Annotated in this window: 14 protein-coding genes and 1 pseudogene; 8 read left to right on the top strand and 7 right to left on the bottom strand. The window is 56.9% G+C overall.

Annotated elements, in window-relative coordinates; all coding sequences use genetic code 11:
* Window positions 1-191 precede the first annotated feature (191 nt).
* Window positions 192-879: pseudogene (locus tag PYR65_RS28265) on the top strand (IS3 family transposase); the annotation flags it as partial.
* Between the two features lie 113 nt (window positions 880-992).
* Here the strand turns inward: PYR65_RS28265 and PYR65_RS28260 are convergent.
* A complete protein-coding gene (locus tag PYR65_RS28260; protein ID WP_276122065.1) occupies window positions 993-1,433 on the bottom strand; it encodes a hypothetical protein in 441 nt (146 codons plus the stop codon).
* Window positions 1,434-1,765: 332 nt separating this feature from the next.
* On the opposite strand from PYR65_RS28260, the gene PYR65_RS28255 reads away from it, so the two are divergent.
* Both PYR65_RS28255 and PYR65_RS28250 read left to right on the top strand, forming a co-directional pair.
* The gene (locus PYR65_RS28255; protein ID WP_276122064.1) at window positions 1,766-2,344 is read left to right on the top strand and encodes a TetR/AcrR family transcriptional regulator; all 579 of its coding nucleotides are present in this window, start codon (window positions 1,766-1,768) and stop codon (window positions 2,342-2,344) included.
* Window positions 2,345-2,395: 51 nt separating this feature from the next.
* Window positions 2,396-3,325 carry a DMT family transporter gene (locus PYR65_RS28250; RefSeq protein ID WP_276122063.1) on the top strand — a complete coding sequence of 310 codons (930 nt, stop codon included), beginning with the start codon at window positions 2,396-2,398 and terminating at the stop codon, window positions 3,323-3,325.
* 465 nt (window positions 3,326-3,790) lie between these two features.
* Here the strand turns inward: PYR65_RS28250 and PYR65_RS28245 are convergent, their stop codons facing one another.
* The 3 genes from PYR65_RS28245 to PYR65_RS28235 form a co-directional block, all read right to left on the bottom strand.
* A complete protein-coding gene (locus tag PYR65_RS28245; RefSeq protein WP_276122062.1) occupies window positions 3,791-4,189 on the bottom strand; it encodes a response regulator in 399 nt (132 codons plus the stop codon).
* A 72-nt stretch (window positions 4,190-4,261) separates the two neighbouring features.
* The gene (locus PYR65_RS28240; protein WP_276122061.1) at window positions 4,262-5,314 is read right to left on the bottom strand and encodes a sensor histidine kinase; all 1,053 of its coding nucleotides are present in this window, start codon (window positions 5,312-5,314) and stop codon (window positions 4,262-4,264) included.
* Between the two features lie 244 nt (window positions 5,315-5,558).
* Entirely contained in the window at window positions 5,559-5,930 is a 372-nt protein-coding gene (locus tag PYR65_RS28235; RefSeq protein ID WP_276122060.1) for a response regulator, read from the bottom strand.
* A gap of 479 nt (window positions 5,931-6,409) precedes the next feature.
* Here PYR65_RS28235 and PYR65_RS28230 point away from each other — a divergent pair, with 479 nt between their 5' ends.
* From PYR65_RS28230 to PYR65_RS28210, 5 genes are all read left to right on the top strand, one after another.
* Window positions 6,410-6,619 (top strand): cold-shock protein, encoded by a 210-nt coding sequence (locus tag PYR65_RS28230; RefSeq protein ID WP_027687039.1) that lies wholly within the window; start codon window positions 6,410-6,412, stop codon window positions 6,617-6,619.
* A 153-nt stretch (window positions 6,620-6,772) separates the two neighbouring features.
* On the top strand, window positions 6,773-7,048 hold the full coding sequence (locus tag PYR65_RS28225) for a hypothetical protein (RefSeq protein WP_276122059.1): 276 nt from the start codon (window positions 6,773-6,775) through the stop codon (window positions 7,046-7,048).
* 170 nt (window positions 7,049-7,218) lie between these two features.
* A complete protein-coding gene (locus PYR65_RS28220) occupies window positions 7,219-8,229 on the top strand; it encodes a sensor histidine kinase (RefSeq protein ID WP_276122058.1) in 1,011 nt (336 codons plus the stop codon).
* 464 nt (window positions 8,230-8,693) lie between these two features.
* On the top strand, window positions 8,694-9,164 hold the full coding sequence (locus PYR65_RS28215; RefSeq protein WP_276122057.1) for an Hsp20 family protein: 471 nt from the start codon (window positions 8,694-8,696) through the stop codon (window positions 9,162-9,164).
* A gap of 223 nt (window positions 9,165-9,387) precedes the next feature.
* A complete protein-coding gene (locus PYR65_RS28210) occupies window positions 9,388-9,684 on the top strand; it encodes a DUF982 domain-containing protein (protein WP_276122056.1) in 297 nt (98 codons plus the stop codon).
* A gap of 58 nt (window positions 9,685-9,742) precedes the next feature.
* Here the strand turns inward: PYR65_RS28210 and PYR65_RS28205 are convergent, their stop codons facing one another.
* The 3 genes from PYR65_RS28205 to PYR65_RS28195 all read right to left on the bottom strand — a co-directional run bounded on the left by PYR65_RS28205 (window position 9,743) and on the right by PYR65_RS28195 (window position 14,651).
* Window positions 9,743-11,551: a sensor domain-containing phosphodiesterase gene (locus PYR65_RS28205; protein ID WP_276122055.1), complete on the bottom strand. Its 1,809-nt coding sequence runs from the start codon at window positions 11,549-11,551 to the stop codon at window positions 9,743-9,745.
* 290 nt (window positions 11,552-11,841) lie between these two features.
* Complete coding sequence (locus tag PYR65_RS28200; protein WP_276122054.1) at window positions 11,842-13,599, bottom strand: putative bifunctional diguanylate cyclase/phosphodiesterase; 1,758 nt, start codon at window positions 13,597-13,599, stop codon at window positions 11,842-11,844.
* A gap of 65 nt (window positions 13,600-13,664) precedes the next feature.
* Complete coding sequence (locus tag PYR65_RS28195) at window positions 13,665-14,651, bottom strand: GlxA family transcriptional regulator (protein ID WP_276122053.1); 987 nt, start codon at window positions 14,649-14,651, stop codon at window positions 13,665-13,667.
* Window positions 14,652-14,975 lie beyond the last annotated feature (324 nt).

The raw sequence follows: 14,975 nt of genomic DNA, 5'->3' as shown, positions 1-14,975 counted from the left end.
GGCGGACCAGCCGATGGACGACGACGGCTGCGGCATTTGCGATGCTTGCCTCGGTTTACCCATTCAAGCGACAGATGCTTCAGACGGTCTTGAATCTCCGACACCCTCCCCCCATCTATCACTCACTGCCTGTCATCGATGACTGCCTGCAGCGATTGAACTCAGTCGCGCGTTCGTAGTCGTCCGGGTTCGACTACCCCTTTGCCGGAAGTCGGATGTTACAATGGCTTTTGAGAGGAGAAGGGCTGAATGCCGGGCGTCTTCACGTCGCTACGCTGATGAAGAAGATGGGCATCGAGGCGATCTACCGTCGCCCGAACACCTCCAAACCAGCCCCAGGTCACAAAATCTATCCTTATCTCCTGCGAAAGTTGGCGGTCACCCGGCCCAACCAGGTGTGGGCAATGGACATAACGTATGTGCCGATGGCGCGGGGATTCGTCTGTCTCTGCGCCGTCGTGGACTGGTTCAGCCGGAGGGTTCTGTCGTGGCGGCTGTCGATCACGATGGAGGCGGACTTCTGCATCGAAGCGGTCGAGGAAGCGCTGGCCCGTTATGGCAAACCCGACATATTCAACACCGACCAAGGCTCGCAGTTTACCTCCATCGACTTCACAGCCGGGCTGAAGAAGGCTGAGATTGCCATCTCGATGGATGGCAAGGGCATGGCGCGACAACGTCTTCGTCGAGCGGCTCTGGCGGTCGATCAAATACGAAGAGGTCTATCTCCACGCCTACAAAACAGTGTCCGAGGCTCGCGCTGGCATCGGCCGATATCTGACCTTTTACAATAGCCGACGCCCACATTCATCCCTTGACCGGCAGACACCGGATCAGGCCTACTTCAACGCGCTGGCACCAATGATGGTGGCGGCATAATCGAGGCGAAAATCCACTTAGCAAAACGCCCGGAACTGTTCAGACAAACCGAACCACCTCTCAGGACGTTCCTCCCCTATCAAGGAGCACACTGAATGCCCGGAACCTTTATATCAATCTATGTCCTTGCATTCGATCTCGACGACCACGGCCAACCGGTGCCAGCATTCGATCCTCGCCCTGCCGCGACCGAGGATGCCGCCATTGAGGAAGCTAAGGATCTTGCCACCCGGCACGCGGGCGTCGCTGTATGGAAACGCCGAGGCGATCCAGTTGTGGGCGAAGAGGGAGAACCCGAGATCGTCTTTCGAGCAGGCCGAATCGGGGACTTTGCTTAGGACAATGCGCACGACCGAACGGTTCGTTCGTTCAGTTTGATGTCGGTCATTGCGTTTAATGACAGAGTCCTTGTAAGCGGACGCAGGCTGGAAACCGAGAGAGAAGCGGCTCGTTGTCGCCTGCCCTGCTTCTTCAAAGCCTCTTGCTAGGAAGAACGGATCAGTTAGGGTCTTGAAGAGAATCGAACCTTCGACCCTGTTAATGAACCCTGTCAAAGGTGCTGGTTTTGTTGACGTCGCAAAGAACCTAGCCTGATTGCCATGACCAGTTTGGGGCCGGAAGCGGACTGTCCGGGTTTGGCCGGGAAGGATCAAAGAGCGACCATACAGCGCCACAGAACAACATGACCGCTCCCGACTCGATTTCGGACCTTCGTGTCGGCGGTCATCAATCTTGAAACAGGACCTTCCAGGGGCCGTTCGTCATCATGGATTTTGCTGCAGAAGTGACGTGCAGCACTGTCGTTTTAGTCAGGAATAAAGCTTGACGAACCTGAAACCTGAACTCATTATGATACAGATCGGTCTCTATCATAATGAGTTCGCCTATGCCGCGCCCGCGTGATCCCGCCAATAAACGCCAGCAGATCGTAGATACGGCTTACGCGCTGTTTTCGCGCTCCGGCTATCACGCGACCGGTACCGACCGGATCATTGCCGAAGCCGACGTGGCCAAGATGACGATGTACCGCAATTTCTCCTCCAAAGACGCCTTGATCGTCGAAGTGCTGAACCATCGCGCCGCTCGCTTTGACGCCCAACTCGATCGTCTTGCGCAGCGTGCTTCGACGCCGCAGGAGAAGATCGGAACAATCTTTGACTGGTACGAGAGATGGTTTCTGGGTGCCGACTTTCATGGTTGTCTGTTTGCCCATGCGCTTGCGGAGTTTGGTGAACGGGGACATCCGGTCTTCGACGCGGTGGTCGAGCACAAGAACAGCCTCAAGCGCCGGCTTTTGGGCATTCTAGAGGCGGGGATGGACAAGGATCATGCGGCATCAGCGTCGGATGCGATCTTTATGTTGCTCGAAGGAGCGACCCTGATGGCCCAGATGGGCCAAGGACAGAAAGCTATCCTCCACGCACGTCAAGCAGCGTGTCGGCTGGTCGGCATTGCCGACGGATGAGTTCGCGAGCACTCGGCGATTCAGATATCTCTCATTTCGAAAGTCCTTCATTTGAGCCTCGAAAGAACTCCCCTCGGCATCACGTTGATCGTAACCTCAGTCTTCATGCTCGCCTTCGGCGATGCAGTCGTCAAACAGAGTAATGCCGACTTCTCACTGTGGCAGCTTTTCGTCGCACGCGGACTTGTCACCGTTCCCCTGCTGTTTGGCGTTGCCAGAATTCTGGCTCCTACTTCGCCGCTATGGCCAAAGGCGGTGGGCTGGGTGTTTGTGCGCAGCATGCTGATCGTGCTGATGTGGATTGCCTATTACGCCGCACTCCCGTTCATGAGCCTGTCAGTGGCGGCCACGGCGCTCTACACGACGCCACTGTCTATCGCTCTCTTCTCAGCCGCCCTCATTGGAGAACCTGTTGGCGCACGGAGGTGGCTGGGAATCCTGCTGGGCTTCATCGGTGTGTTCGTCATTTTGCGCCCGGCTGCCGATGACTTCTCCGCAGTTGCTTTGCTTCCGATCCTTGCTGCCATCTTCTATGCACTCGCGGCGGTCATAACTCGAAGCAGATGCGCTGAGGAGAACGCCTTGAGTGTAGCTATGAGCCTGAACGTGTGCCTCATCATATCGGGCGCTCTGGGCGTCGGAGGTATCATGTTGGTTCCGGCCGCTGACGACCTAGCTTTTCCGTTCCTGCAAAGCCCGTGGATGGCGATGAGCAATTGGACATGGGCGATCACTATACTACTGGGCATCTTGCTGGTTGCGGAGAGCATCGGGGTAGCAAAGGCCTATCAGATCGCCCCGGCAGCGATCATCGGTACATTCGACTACAGCTATCTGGTATTCGCGGTATTCTGGAGCTTCGTGTTCTTTGGTGACACTCCGGATATACTCACGGTGCTGGGAATTGGCTTCATCCTCGCGGCTGGATGGCTCGTTGTATGGAACCCGCCCCTCAAACAAGCAAATTGCTCGAGCCACTGACGCCAAAGGAATTACTTTCGCCAAATCGACATATTGGAGATGATTTTTTGCGACAGCGAATCGCTAAACCGAATGTCGGTGATGGCGCACTCGCTTCTAGAAGCAGACGGTCTCTTTGCCACCCAAGGTCGGGCATTCAGCCCAAATAAGTCAAGCGTCTGCTTCGGGGCAGTCTTGCTGCCCATGCAAACGTCCGTGTTGGGGAGGCGCTAAGCTGTCGTAGCGATTCGCGTCTTCGCCTTGAACGGATACGAACCTTTGACCTGTCCTGCCCCGGTTGCCCAAAGGACCGGAATGGTCGCAGAGCGACCTAGAAGGCGAGTTTGAACTGTAACGGTCAAGTCAATACGTTGCTTTTCGGGCCGTAGAGGAGCCGCAAATGGTCTGTCGGTTCTTACATTGCAGCAGCGCAATTCGACAAACCTAATGCCATCGAGATGGCGGCCCACCCGGCTGTTGTTGGCCTTATGTGCCTCGGGCAACAGCAGTTTGCAGGTCGCTTGAAAGCAGGCTTGCCATAACGTCGGTAATTGCCCGATGATCGTAGGGCTTCCGGAAGAATCGGCTTCCCACCGGCAGGCTGCTCTCTTCGAGAATTGCAGCACCTGATGCGACGATCAGTTTCACAGGGGGCCATCGATCCCGGATGTAGTGCGACAGCTTGATGCCGTCCATCGTCCCCGGCATCTGAACGTCGGTGAACACCAGATCGACATCGTCTCTCGATTCAAGAATGCGAATGGCCTCATCCGCATCGCAAGCCTCCAGCGCTTCGTAGCCGGCTGAAATCACCAGATCGATTGCACCCATTCGGATGATCGGGCTATCTTCGACAATCAGGACAACCGCCTTGCCATTTTTCATTGCTCACTCAGTCCATGCGCGTTGAGAGCTTTGGAGGCTCAGAGGGTATCGTTCTGCGGGAGCAAGCGGTTCCTAAGCAGCCGTAGAGAGATCTGTTTGGGAATCTGCGGATTCCCGGTGGCTGATCGTGACGATGGTACCAGGGCCGGCTTCCGTGAGATGGATCTCTCCCTTCAGCTTTTTGACAAGCGCCTCCACAATGCCCGTGCCAAGTCCACCCTTGGGCGCCTCGTTGCCGACCGGCATGCCGACGCCGTCGTCCGAGATCGATAGTGTCCAGTCCTCGCCGATTGAGTGATACGCGATCTCGATCAAACCCGTGCGCTCATCGGGAAAAGCGTGTTTCAGGGCGTTTATGACAAGTTCGGTGACGATAAGCCCCAGGCTGATAGACACGTCCGCGTCGACGACGCTTTTATCGACCGTCACCTGGATCGAGAGCCTGTCAGGATCAGCGATCATCGACGCCCCGAGGCTCTGCGAGAGCTGGGTCAAATAGGGGCGAAGTTCCACGTTTCCGCCATCGGTCGCGGAAAGTTGTCGTTGCAGCGTTGCGATCGACATGACCCGGTGGTGGGCATTTTGGATGTGACCGCGGGCCTCGTCCGACTGAACGCGGCGCGCGCTCTGCATCAGAACACTTGCGATGATCTGTAGGCTGTTTGCGACTCTGTGCTGAACCTCCTGGAGCAGCATGGCCTTGTCGCGAACGAGATCTTCTTTCAATCGCGCTTCCGCCCGCATCTCGGTCACGTCCGTGATAGCCACAAGCAGTCGAATTCGATCGACATCGCCGTCAGCGAGTGTCTGCGCATTGACGACCAGTTGCCGTGTCTTCTGGTTAGGCCGTTTGAGATCGATTTCGTAGGCTTCGATGTTCGCGCTTCCAGATGCCGTCGCTCGCAGCAGTGATCCCAGCTTCGGCATTGCCCATTCGCCGTTTCCAAGGTCACCGAGGCTTTGACCGCAAACTGTCGCGGGATCGATGCCGAAGGCTCGGCAGAACGAGGTGCTCGCCGCAATCACCGTCTGGTCGTCGGACAGGAAAAGCAACGGTTCGTTGGATGAAACAACGACGGCCAAAGTGCTCGCCGCTTCGAAATGTGCCGTTGGGGTCATTGGCATAAAGGCCCTCAAGGGCCGGAGACTCACGGAGCAAGTCATCACTCGGCAGATCAACTAATCGGCAGCAGTGCCAAGGTCGACACCCTCACCATAGCACGCCTTGTGATCAGTGCCGTCATATTAAATATGGGCGGGCGAGTGGGTTGCTACAGCACGGAACCACTTGGCTTGAATGGATTGGACAGACAGCGCCTTCATCAAGGGGGCGCACCTGGAAGGCCGCAAGTTCCCCGCTTCCCTTTGCTCAGGCAGCGGCCACCATCTCTCGAATGGCATCGATGACGCGGGAACGGTCGTAAGGTTTACTGAAGAACCGGCCTTGAACAGGCAGCATGTCATCATTCAACTGCCAATGTCCCGAGGTCACGATGATCTGCACCGGTGGCCATCTGTCGCGCACGGCCGCTGCAAGCTTCAGTCCATCCATGGTGCCTGGCATGTCTATGTCAGTGAACATGACCTTGATGTCGGGGTGTTTATCGAGAATAGAGATCGCCTCATCGGCGTCAGCCGCCTCGTGAACGGTAAACCCCTCATCCTCCAGGAAAGTCGCGACATCCATGCGGATGAGAATTTCGTCCTCGACGACGAGCACCGTAATTCCATTATGCGCCATCCCTCACCATCCCCTGCCCCTGCCGTCGTTATGTCTTTTTTAAATATGTCGGACCAATGCAGGTAACGCGCCAACCGATGTAATGATCCTGAGGAAAAAAATCTTTTCATACCCCGCTCGAACTGGCCAAATGCGCTGGTATGATCCTTGCCTAATATTCGAGCATTGACGGTGTCCGCCTCTGTGAATAACGATACATCCGCAACCAGCATTCCAATCATGCACGACAACGCTTCAAGTGACGGAAGTGTAGGTCTGGCAAATACATCCACAGATAGATCTCTGCCGAGACAAAACTAAAAGTTGACATGAGGCAGTCAAAGCCTTAGTTAAATGGGTGTCGATATTTTCTTGCTGAGCTTTGGTTACCGCGCGATTGGCACCGCGCTTTCAACGAACCCTCCCTTTAAAACAATCGCTATCCTCATCCGCAATGCGTTCGCGTGGCGGTCATCTATATTGCTATGAAAGGGTTCATCATGACCACTGGCACAGTTAAATGGTTCAATTCCACCAAGGGCTTCGGCTTCATTCAGCCTGACAACGGCGGCGCTGACGCCTTCGTTCACATCTCTGCCGTCGAGCGCGCCGGAATGCGCGAAATTGTCGAAGGCCAGAAGATCGGTTTCGACCTCGAGCGCGACAACAAGTCGGGCAAGATGTCTGCCTGCAACCTGCAGGCCGTATAATCGGTAACTGCTTTCCTTTGACCACGGATGTACTGGCACTGTCGAAAGCAAATTACCAACCGGGGTCAGGCAGATTGCCTGGCCTTTTTTTGTGCCTGACGACCACGCAGATCAGACTTGGCCGGCCATCGGTCTCAATAGAAAGAGGATCCCATGACGGATCAAGCCAACGAGCTTCAGGCAATCAACACGGCCTGGCAGATCGCCATCCAGGAAATCCTTAGAATGGTCGTTCGCGATGTCTATAAATCCGGAGACGAGACCTCCTTCCATGCACATATCAAGCGCATCGAAGAAGCAGCGGTCGATAGCATTTATACCGGGCTGATGCTGCGGGGAACAGATGAGTGGACGGAAGTTCTCGTCAAAGAAAAAGCCAGCAACTTCGTCACTACGCTTTTAACATCCTTCACCTACAACAAGGTCTAACCACATCGCCGAGCCGGCGGCGCTCCTATTCAAGGTGCCGCCCGCATGTCTGTACTGGTCTTCCAATCGCCGTAAAATCAAGACATTCCAGTTGACCGACCGCTCTATTCCAAGCCCAAATTAAAGGGCGACGCCACACCGCCTGCCACTTTAATTCTTCCGGAGCTTTGATGACAACGACACCCGAAACTCTCAAACCCCTTCTTTGGGAATCGAAAAACCTGGTGCGCGCTATCGAGGCAGCCGGGGTCACCTTGTGGTCGTGGAACGTCGATACCGACGCGTTCGCGATGGATGACCATTCCTATGACCTCTGGGGAATTCCGCGCGGAGGTGACGTAACCTTCGAAGATCTGTCCGCGCACATACATCCGGCCGATCGTGACAGGGTCCGCGCGGCGTTTACGGCAACACGGACCATTATCGGTGCCTACGAGATCGATTTTCGGATCATGACCGGCACCGAGCTCAAGTGGATTTCTGCCAGAGGCCAGGGTGATGATGCAGGCATGGTCAGGCGGATCATGTTCGGCATTTTCATCGATGTCACCGGCCGCAAGCAGGCCGAAGAAGGCCGGGAACTGCTGGCAGGGGAAATGAGCCACAGGGTAAAAAATCTTCTGGCCATTGCCGCTGGACTGACGGCAATCACATCACGATCGACGACGACAGTCGACGATATGGCGCGCGAATTGACGCTGAGGCTGACGGCTTTGGGACGTGCCCACGATCTCGTCCGGCCGGTGCCTGGGCAGACGGAAGCCCCTTCAGCGCTCCTTGGCGACCTGCTGACCGTGCTGCTCGCCCCCTATGACGATCTTGGAGCCTTTAGCGGTCGTATTCGGGTGTCTGTACCGCGAATGAGTGTCGGTGAAGCATCGACGACCGTCGTTGCGCTGATCGTGCACGAATTGGCCACGAACTCCCTCAAATATGGGGCGCTCTCTGTCGATACAGGCACACTCGATGTTTCGTGTTCTGCCCTCAACGAAGCTGTAACGATCGTCTGGACGGAATATGGTGGCCCTAAGATAAATGCACCCCAAGGCATGGGCGGTTACGGGAGCAAGTTGGTGGAGCGAAGCGTCAAGGGACATCTCAGCGGATCCATCAACTACAATTGGGCGGAGGAAGGCCTCGTGGTTACACTGGTAGCCGATCCGATCCGTTTGGCGGCGTGAAATCGACCGCCGTGCTTTGTTGCGTCGCGAGCGAGCGCAAGATTTCATGATGGACAATGAAGAGTATCGGAGCTTTCAGCATAGTGCCGGCCGAGCAGGACGGGAAAGCGGGAATTCTCGCGGCGGTCTCGCCGAAAGACGGGTAGCCGCAGGAGCCTAAGCATAGCGCCGCGAACCGGAAGGCGGGATCGACTACCCCGGCGAAAACGCTCCATAGATCTTCTGCCTACGCGGGGCACCTAAAGCCAAAATGGACAAGAAGCGCGATGGCCAGCCACGCCACTGTCCATACTGCTGGCCTTCAGCAGGCGGCCGAAACCACCTGAAAAAAAATTGAGCCGAAATCTTGAAACTCGATTTTCTCAAAATTAGATCATCTTCGTCAGTCGCTGCAAGGGACTGCCACAACCGGGGACGCGAGTTTCCGCGTCTCCATTCCATCTCGCTTTACGGAGGATTTGGTTATGAGAAACGACCTTGATTTTGCACCACTCTTTCGCTCCAGCGTCGGCTTCGACCGCGTGTTCAATCTGCTGAACAACGCCCAGCGCCTGCAGGCGATCGATACTTGGCCACCTTATGACATCGTCAAGACGAATGACGACGACTACCGCATCGAAATGGTGGTCGCGGGTATCGGGGATGCCGATCTCGACATCATGCAGGAGCGAAACGTTCTTGTCGTCAAGGGCAGCAAGGCTGAAGCAAAGGATGGCGAATATCTGCACCGCGGTATTGCCGGCCGATCGTTCGAACGCCGCTTCGAGCTGGCCGACCACGTGAAGGTGGAAGATGCCTCTCTGGTCAACGGTCTCCTGCGCATCGCCTTGAAGCGCGAGATTCCTGAGGCCATGAAGCCGCGAAAGATCGCAATCGGAACGGCTGTCGAGCAGTCCGCGCCGCTGCAGATCGAAGCAGAGCGTCAGGTCGCTTGAGGCATCTGTGATGAAGAGGCGGCTGGTAAAAAACTTCGTCGTGGAAATCAGAAAGCGCCGCGGCCGGAAATCGAAGCGTGCTGAAGGCACAATCATCGCCCGCGCATTCGAAAGACTGCAGTTGCAGCCGTCTCTGAGTGCCAAGTCATGATCGCAAGCGGGGAGCGCACTCGGTGCTCCCCGCTTTAACCCAAAGACATTCGGGCAAAGAAGGGAGCAGCCAATGAAACCCGATATGTTCGATAAACCCGTCAAGATTCTTCTGGGGCTTGGTATCCCAACCGAGGTGAATTCGGTCATGCACGCCTACCAGATCCTCATGGAATGGCGAAATCAACATGACCCGGCGCGCGAGTTGGCGCTGAAGGCCTGTCGGGCGGCTTTGATAGGGGATATCGACGCACAGACGGCTCGAGCGGTCTTCGTCGCTTTCGCGGAAAGGCATGATCTGTTGGCGCCTGAAACCGGCGGCCTTCTGGCCGAGCGTAGCAAGCGAAGCAGCGATCCGCATATTCGGTAAACGAGCCACTGCGGACCTAAGCCAGGCGGCAGCCGAATTGAGGCTGCCTGACCCATTGTCAAGCTCTGAGCGGAAGGCTTTCAAACTCGGGATGCTGTCCGTGGCGGGCTAGGAGGGATGTTGCAGCATCTCGATCCACGGCTTTCGAAAACAGGTACCCCTGCCCGAGCTTGCATCCGAACGACAGGAGCTGATCAAGCTGCGCATCGGTCTCTATGCCTTCGGCCACGACACGTAGCCCCAGCTTGTTGGCAATACTGAGCACCCCCTCGACAATGATGACAGCACCATCACCCGGAACCAGCCTCTCGACGAAGGACTTGTCGATCTTGATAATATCGACTGGTACCGTCAGAAGATGGGTAAGCGAGGCAAACCCTGTTCCGAAGTCGTCAAGCGCAACACGAATTCCACGGTTACGGAGCGACTGGATTTCGTCGGCAACCACGTGATCGCGCTGGCCGAGATAAACGGACTCCGTCACCTCAAGGATAACGTGTTTCAGCGGCACGCCAGCGTCCGCAAAGACCGTACAAAGCCGCTCCTGTAGATGGCCGGCATGAAAGTCCGCAGCCGAAAGATTAATCCCGACATGCTGGAGAGGCAGTCCGCTGTCGAGCCAGGCACGCATATCACTGGCGACACGCAAGAGCATGCATTGCGTAAGCTCGGCAGCGACATGGGCGTCTTTTGTCGCTTCGTGAAAGTTGGCAGCGGCGATGATCTCCCCTGACGGCGTTGCCATGCGGCACAGTGCCTCGAAGCCCACCACCTCGCCCGTTTCAAGCTGGACGATGGGCTGGTAGTACGCGTGTACCCGGTTTTCGGCGAGCGCAAGGCTGACATCGCGTATGGCCCGGAAACGCCTCGTGAACGCTGTGCCAAGCCCCGCACTGTATTCGATGAAATGACCCCGACTGCGTTCCTTCGCGTGGTACAAGGCGACATCGGCGCACTGGCGCACTTGATCGGGGGTTTCCCCTGGGCCTGCAAGACACCCACCAAGCGTCGCGCCGGGAACGATGACATGGCCACAGCAATCGGCATTCTCCTTGATGGCCCCAAGGATCCTTGCTGCCAGCATTGACAATAAAGAGTTCGAGTTTCTCTCAACAACGATTGCGAATTCGTCGCCACCGATCCGGAATGCGCGTCCCCCGCCGGCCACCAAGGCTATTCTTTTCGCCACGACTTGGATTAGTTCGTCACCAGCGCCATGCCCGAACGTGTCGTTAACAGCCTTCAGATTGTCGAGATCGGCGAGGAGAACTCCCCAGCCGCCCTCTTCGCGCTCGGCTTGCTCCGACAGAAACGCACGGAACTTGGCCCGGTTTGGCAGGCCGGTTAGGACGTCAATGTAGGTCAAGCGCTGGCGCTCGCGGACGCGCTCCTCGCGCTCAATCGCGATGGCGCAAAGGTGAATACAAGCATCAACGATGCGCCGTTCAGGGTCGCTTGGCCCTCTGGACTGACGGAAATAAAACGCAAAGGTTGCGACGACTCTGTCGCCACTGCAGATCGGCGTGGACCAGCAGGCTTTGAATCCGAGCGGCAGAGCCAAATGCTTAAAGTTTGCCCAGCGAGGATCGTTCTCGATATCTGTGACGGTGACAGCTTCTGTTCGGAATGCGGCGCCACAGGATCCGATCAGCGGACCGATGGCCAAATTCTCGAGTGCAGCAGAATAGGTGTCCGGCAGTGACGGGCCGGCAAGTGGGTGAAGATGTCCTCTGTCAACCGATAACACCGAACAGACCACTTCCGGCACAAGAGCCTCTACCTCGAGGCACAGACGTTCGAGCGTTAAATGCAACGCCTCGCCCCGGGCGATCATTTCCAGAATTACGTTCTGCAGCTCCAGAGTCATGGCGAATGCAATCTTTCGGTGGTCAGGACTTCACCATCCTAACCATCCGGTCGAGTGGCGTATCGACGTAAAGGCTTATGAAGCCAAGCTTGTTCCCAAATGCTTGGTCCAACGACTTCTCTCGACAAGCTTATGTTCGGACAGCATGGATCCTGGAACCTCAGCGTCTCTTCCTTGGGATCCCCTAGCGCAAACGAACTCACTTAATGTCCAATCACGTGCTTGCTGTTGGAATGCTCCCGACCGGTAGCCGAACAATCGAGAATAGCGGTAAAACCGCATCTGGTAGCTTAAACTTCATCCGACCCTCGGCTCTCCATCACTACCAAGCTGGTTGCAAAAACGTCCGCATCAGTGGGGCGGCCGAAAAGGTAGCCTTGGCCAACCTGACAGCCCATTTCGCCAAGCATAACACGCTGGGCCTCGGTCTCCACGCCCTCCGCGACCACCGTCAGGCCAAGGGCGCGTCCGAGGTCGATGATTGCGCGGACGATCACGTTTCTGGAGGGCCTCGTTGAGAATTCGCTGACAAAGGTGCGGTCGATCTTAATCTCTGTAACGGGAAACGTTTCGAGCGAGCGTAGGTTCGAATAGCCGGTGCCGAAGTCGTCGACCGAAAGTCCGACGCCGATCTGCCGCAGCCGTTCGAATGCGTCCAGCACACTGGGCGTTTCGCTGAGGAACATGCTTTCGGTGATCTCAAGCGTCAGCCATGTCGGGTGGGCGTTGGTTCGACTAAGGACGCGGTGGAGCATTTCTGCCATGTCGTGCTGCAGGAACTCCCCGGCCGACACGTTCACCGAGAAGCGCAGTGCCTTGTCACGGTGCGCGTTGACCCGCCGGGCGAATGTCGCGATGATGGTCAGGGCTCGTTCGGTCAGATCAAGCAGCAGTCCTGAGCGCTCGGCGGTTTCAATAAAGCTGCCGGGGAGTTGGCTGCCGAACAGCGGATGGTTCCAACGTATCAAAGCTTCCGCGCCTAGCCACTCACCGGTGAGTAAATCTACTTGAGGCTGGAAGTGATAAACAAACTCGTCGTTCGCGACCGCGGACTTTAACTCGCGTGTCATTCGCAAACGTCGGCGGGCTTGCTCGTGGTCCGAATCTCGAAACCGGCGCGGACCACCCAAAGGGTCGGATTTGGCCGCCCTCAGGGCTGTGCCGGCATTGCGGATCAGCGAGATAGCGCCGGCCGTAGGCTTGTCTATCGCATAACCGATGGCGAACCGCAGCGCGACGTTGGCACCCGCCACGATGAAGTCCGCTGCCAGCGAGGCGGTGACCGCGCTCACGATCGCGTCAGCACAAGATTCTTCCGTGAGCTCAAAAGCGAGTGCGAACTCGTTCGCGCCCATCCGGGCAACCAACGCAGCGCCCACGTCGCGCAGCCGTCGCCCGGTTTCACACAGCAGGGCATCGCCAACTTCAAAGCCGTATCCGGTGTTGAGATCGTGGAAGTCGATCACATCCAGCTTCAAAACCAGAAACGTTGCTTCAGTATTCATTCCGAAGCGTTCTTCGGCAGCCAGGAGAAACGACTGACGGTTCAGGCAACTTGTGGTCCCGTCCAGGTTTGCGACGCGGTCCAGTGCAGTATGCGCCTGGCGGATCGCGGAGACGTCACGCAATATGCCGACGTAAAATAGCTCTTCACCCACCCAGGCAGGCCTGAGGCTGAGACTGTTCCAGAACGCCGAGCCGTCCTTCCGATAGTTGCGCAGCGTTGCGTCCACAGGCTCTGCCGCTTCGATCGCCGAGCGAATGAGGGCGATCGTTTGCTGGTCGCGCTCGCTGCCCTGCAGATAGCGGCAATCCTTTCCGATGACCTCATTGCGAGAGTAGCCAGTGAGTTGTTCGAAGGCCTCGTTTACATAGAGCAAAGGGGAATTAGCCCCTAAACGCCGTGCGATTGCGATCCCGTCAGTCATTTCCTCGACCAGCGTCGCAAGGATCGGCCTGACAGCATCTGAGCTGAGGAGCCCATCTTCAATTACGCTGGGTATTTGCTTTATGAGGGCCGACTGCGTGAGCTTATCAAAATCTTCCATGCTGGAACCATGGACTTCGACCCAAAGTGGAGCAACCCGCCGCCAAGGCACTTCCAGGACAATCGTCAGCCGGTTTCGGCCAAACTGACTCTTGCTCCGTCTCCAGACGTCCGGAAGCGATCACGGTAGTCGGACGGCGTCACTCCGACATGCGAAAGGAACGCATGCCGCATTGCGCGTGCCGATCCAAACCCACTTTTCTCCGCAATCGATGCGATCGAGAGACGGCTTCCTTCCAAGAGGAAGCGCGCAACGTCGATGCGCGTCAGCTCGACGTAGTCGGACGGCGATATACCGACCTCTTGCGAAAAAACACGTGTGAAATTACGCGAGCTCATTGCCGCGATGTTCGCCAAGACCGTGATCGATAGGTCGGACGCCGGATGGTTGAGAACATATTGCTGGACATTGTGTAGACGGCTGCGGTCGATCGCCTGCGCCGCCAGATGCACACTGAACTGTGACTGGTCACCCGGTCGCTTCAAAAACACGACAAGCCGGCGAGCAACGTAAAGTGCTATCTCCCGTCCGAGATCCTCCTCGACGAGAAATAGGCCGAGATCGATCGCCGCGCTGGATCCGGCCGAGGTGATCATTGCACCATCACGGATGAAAACCCGGTCGCCTTCAACCCGCGCCTGGGGGAAGCGCTCAGCAAGCAAGGATGCGAACTGCCAGTGCGTGGTAACGCGCCGGCCCTTGAGCAGACCCGCTTCGCCGAGCACAAATGCCCCTGTACACACTGACCCGTAGCGCCGCGCTTGGGCGGCGGTATTGACCAACCAGTCGAGAACCTGCCCGACTGAGGGGTGCGGAACTCCCACGCTCCCCGCCACAAGCACAGTATCGGGTTTATTCGGATACGCGTCGAAAGCGTAATCGGGCAGGATTGTGAGCCCCGACGCACAGCGAATCGCGCCCTCGTGTGCCGCGACGATCGCAACCTCGTAAAATGCCTTGCCGACCCGAGCGTTCGCCTCAGCGAACACGTCCATGAGCCCGGCAATTTCCAGAGAATGCACGTCCTTTGGCACGAAGATGACGATCCGCATGAGGATATCTCTCGTTGCACAAGGAACTCAAAGCTCTTCACGAGGATTTACGCGCCGACACCGGTCCATGCCCGTCGACGGTCGCACAATGCCTCCCGGCTGTCAAAGTCAAAGACATCGAGTTAGAACCGGCGACAGGTGGAACCCAGGCGCGTCCCGACGGGCCCCGGTGGTGGCTTCGGCGCCGAGCTGGACAGCCAGAGCACACGCATCGACGCAATTGCAGCTCGCAACCTCGACGGCATTTCCGGCTTTGACGATGCACCCAACGATGTTTACGATAGAGCTTCAGCCAGGTCCTAAGGCGACGATTAGTAACGGAGG

It is taken from the genome of Pararhizobium qamdonense (genome assembly GCF_029277445.1).
In the GTDB taxonomy this organism is placed as follows: Bacteria; Pseudomonadota; Alphaproteobacteria; order Rhizobiales; family Rhizobiaceae; genus Pararhizobium; species Pararhizobium qamdonense.
Note: the sequence above shows the minus strand (reverse complement) of the source record. Positions and strands in the feature narration are given on the sequence as shown.

Excerpts from the sequence above, each read along its gene's own strand:
- PYR65_RS28255 (WP_276122064.1), top strand. The coding sequence starts at position 1,766 with ATGCCGCGCCCGCGTGATCCCGCCAATAAACGCCAGCAGATCGTAGAT.
- PYR65_RS28245 (WP_276122062.1), bottom strand. The coding sequence starts at position 4,189 with ATGAAAAATGGCAAGGCGGTTGTCCTGATTGTCGAAGATAGCCCGATC.
- PYR65_RS28240 (WP_276122061.1), bottom strand. The coding sequence starts at position 5,314 with ATGCCAATGACCCCAACGGCACATTTCGAAGCGGCGAGCACTTTGGCC.
- PYR65_RS28235 (WP_276122060.1), bottom strand. The coding sequence starts at position 5,930 with ATGGCGCATAATGGAATTACGGTGCTCGTCGTCGAGGACGAAATTCTC.
- PYR65_RS28230 (WP_027687039.1), top strand. The coding sequence starts at position 6,410 with ATGACCACTGGCACAGTTAAATGGTTCAATTCCACCAAGGGCTTCGGC.
- PYR65_RS28225 (WP_276122059.1), top strand. The coding sequence starts at position 6,773 with ATGACGGATCAAGCCAACGAGCTTCAGGCAATCAACACGGCCTGGCAG.
- PYR65_RS28220 (WP_276122058.1), top strand. The coding sequence starts at position 7,219 with ATGACAACGACACCCGAAACTCTCAAACCCCTTCTTTGGGAATCGAAA.
- PYR65_RS28215 (WP_276122057.1), top strand. The coding sequence starts at position 8,694 with ATGAGAAACGACCTTGATTTTGCACCACTCTTTCGCTCCAGCGTCGGC.
- PYR65_RS28210 (WP_276122056.1), top strand. The coding sequence starts at position 9,388 with ATGAAACCCGATATGTTCGATAAACCCGTCAAGATTCTTCTGGGGCTT.
- PYR65_RS28205 (WP_276122055.1), bottom strand. The coding sequence starts at position 11,551 with ATGACTCTGGAGCTGCAGAACGTAATTCTGGAAATGATCGCCCGGGGC.
- PYR65_RS28200 (WP_276122054.1), bottom strand. The coding sequence starts at position 13,599 with ATGGAAGATTTTGATAAGCTCACGCAGTCGGCCCTCATAAAGCAAATA.
- PYR65_RS28195 (WP_276122053.1), bottom strand. The coding sequence starts at position 14,651 with ATGCGGATCGTCATCTTCGTGCCAAAGGACGTGCATTCTCTGGAAATT.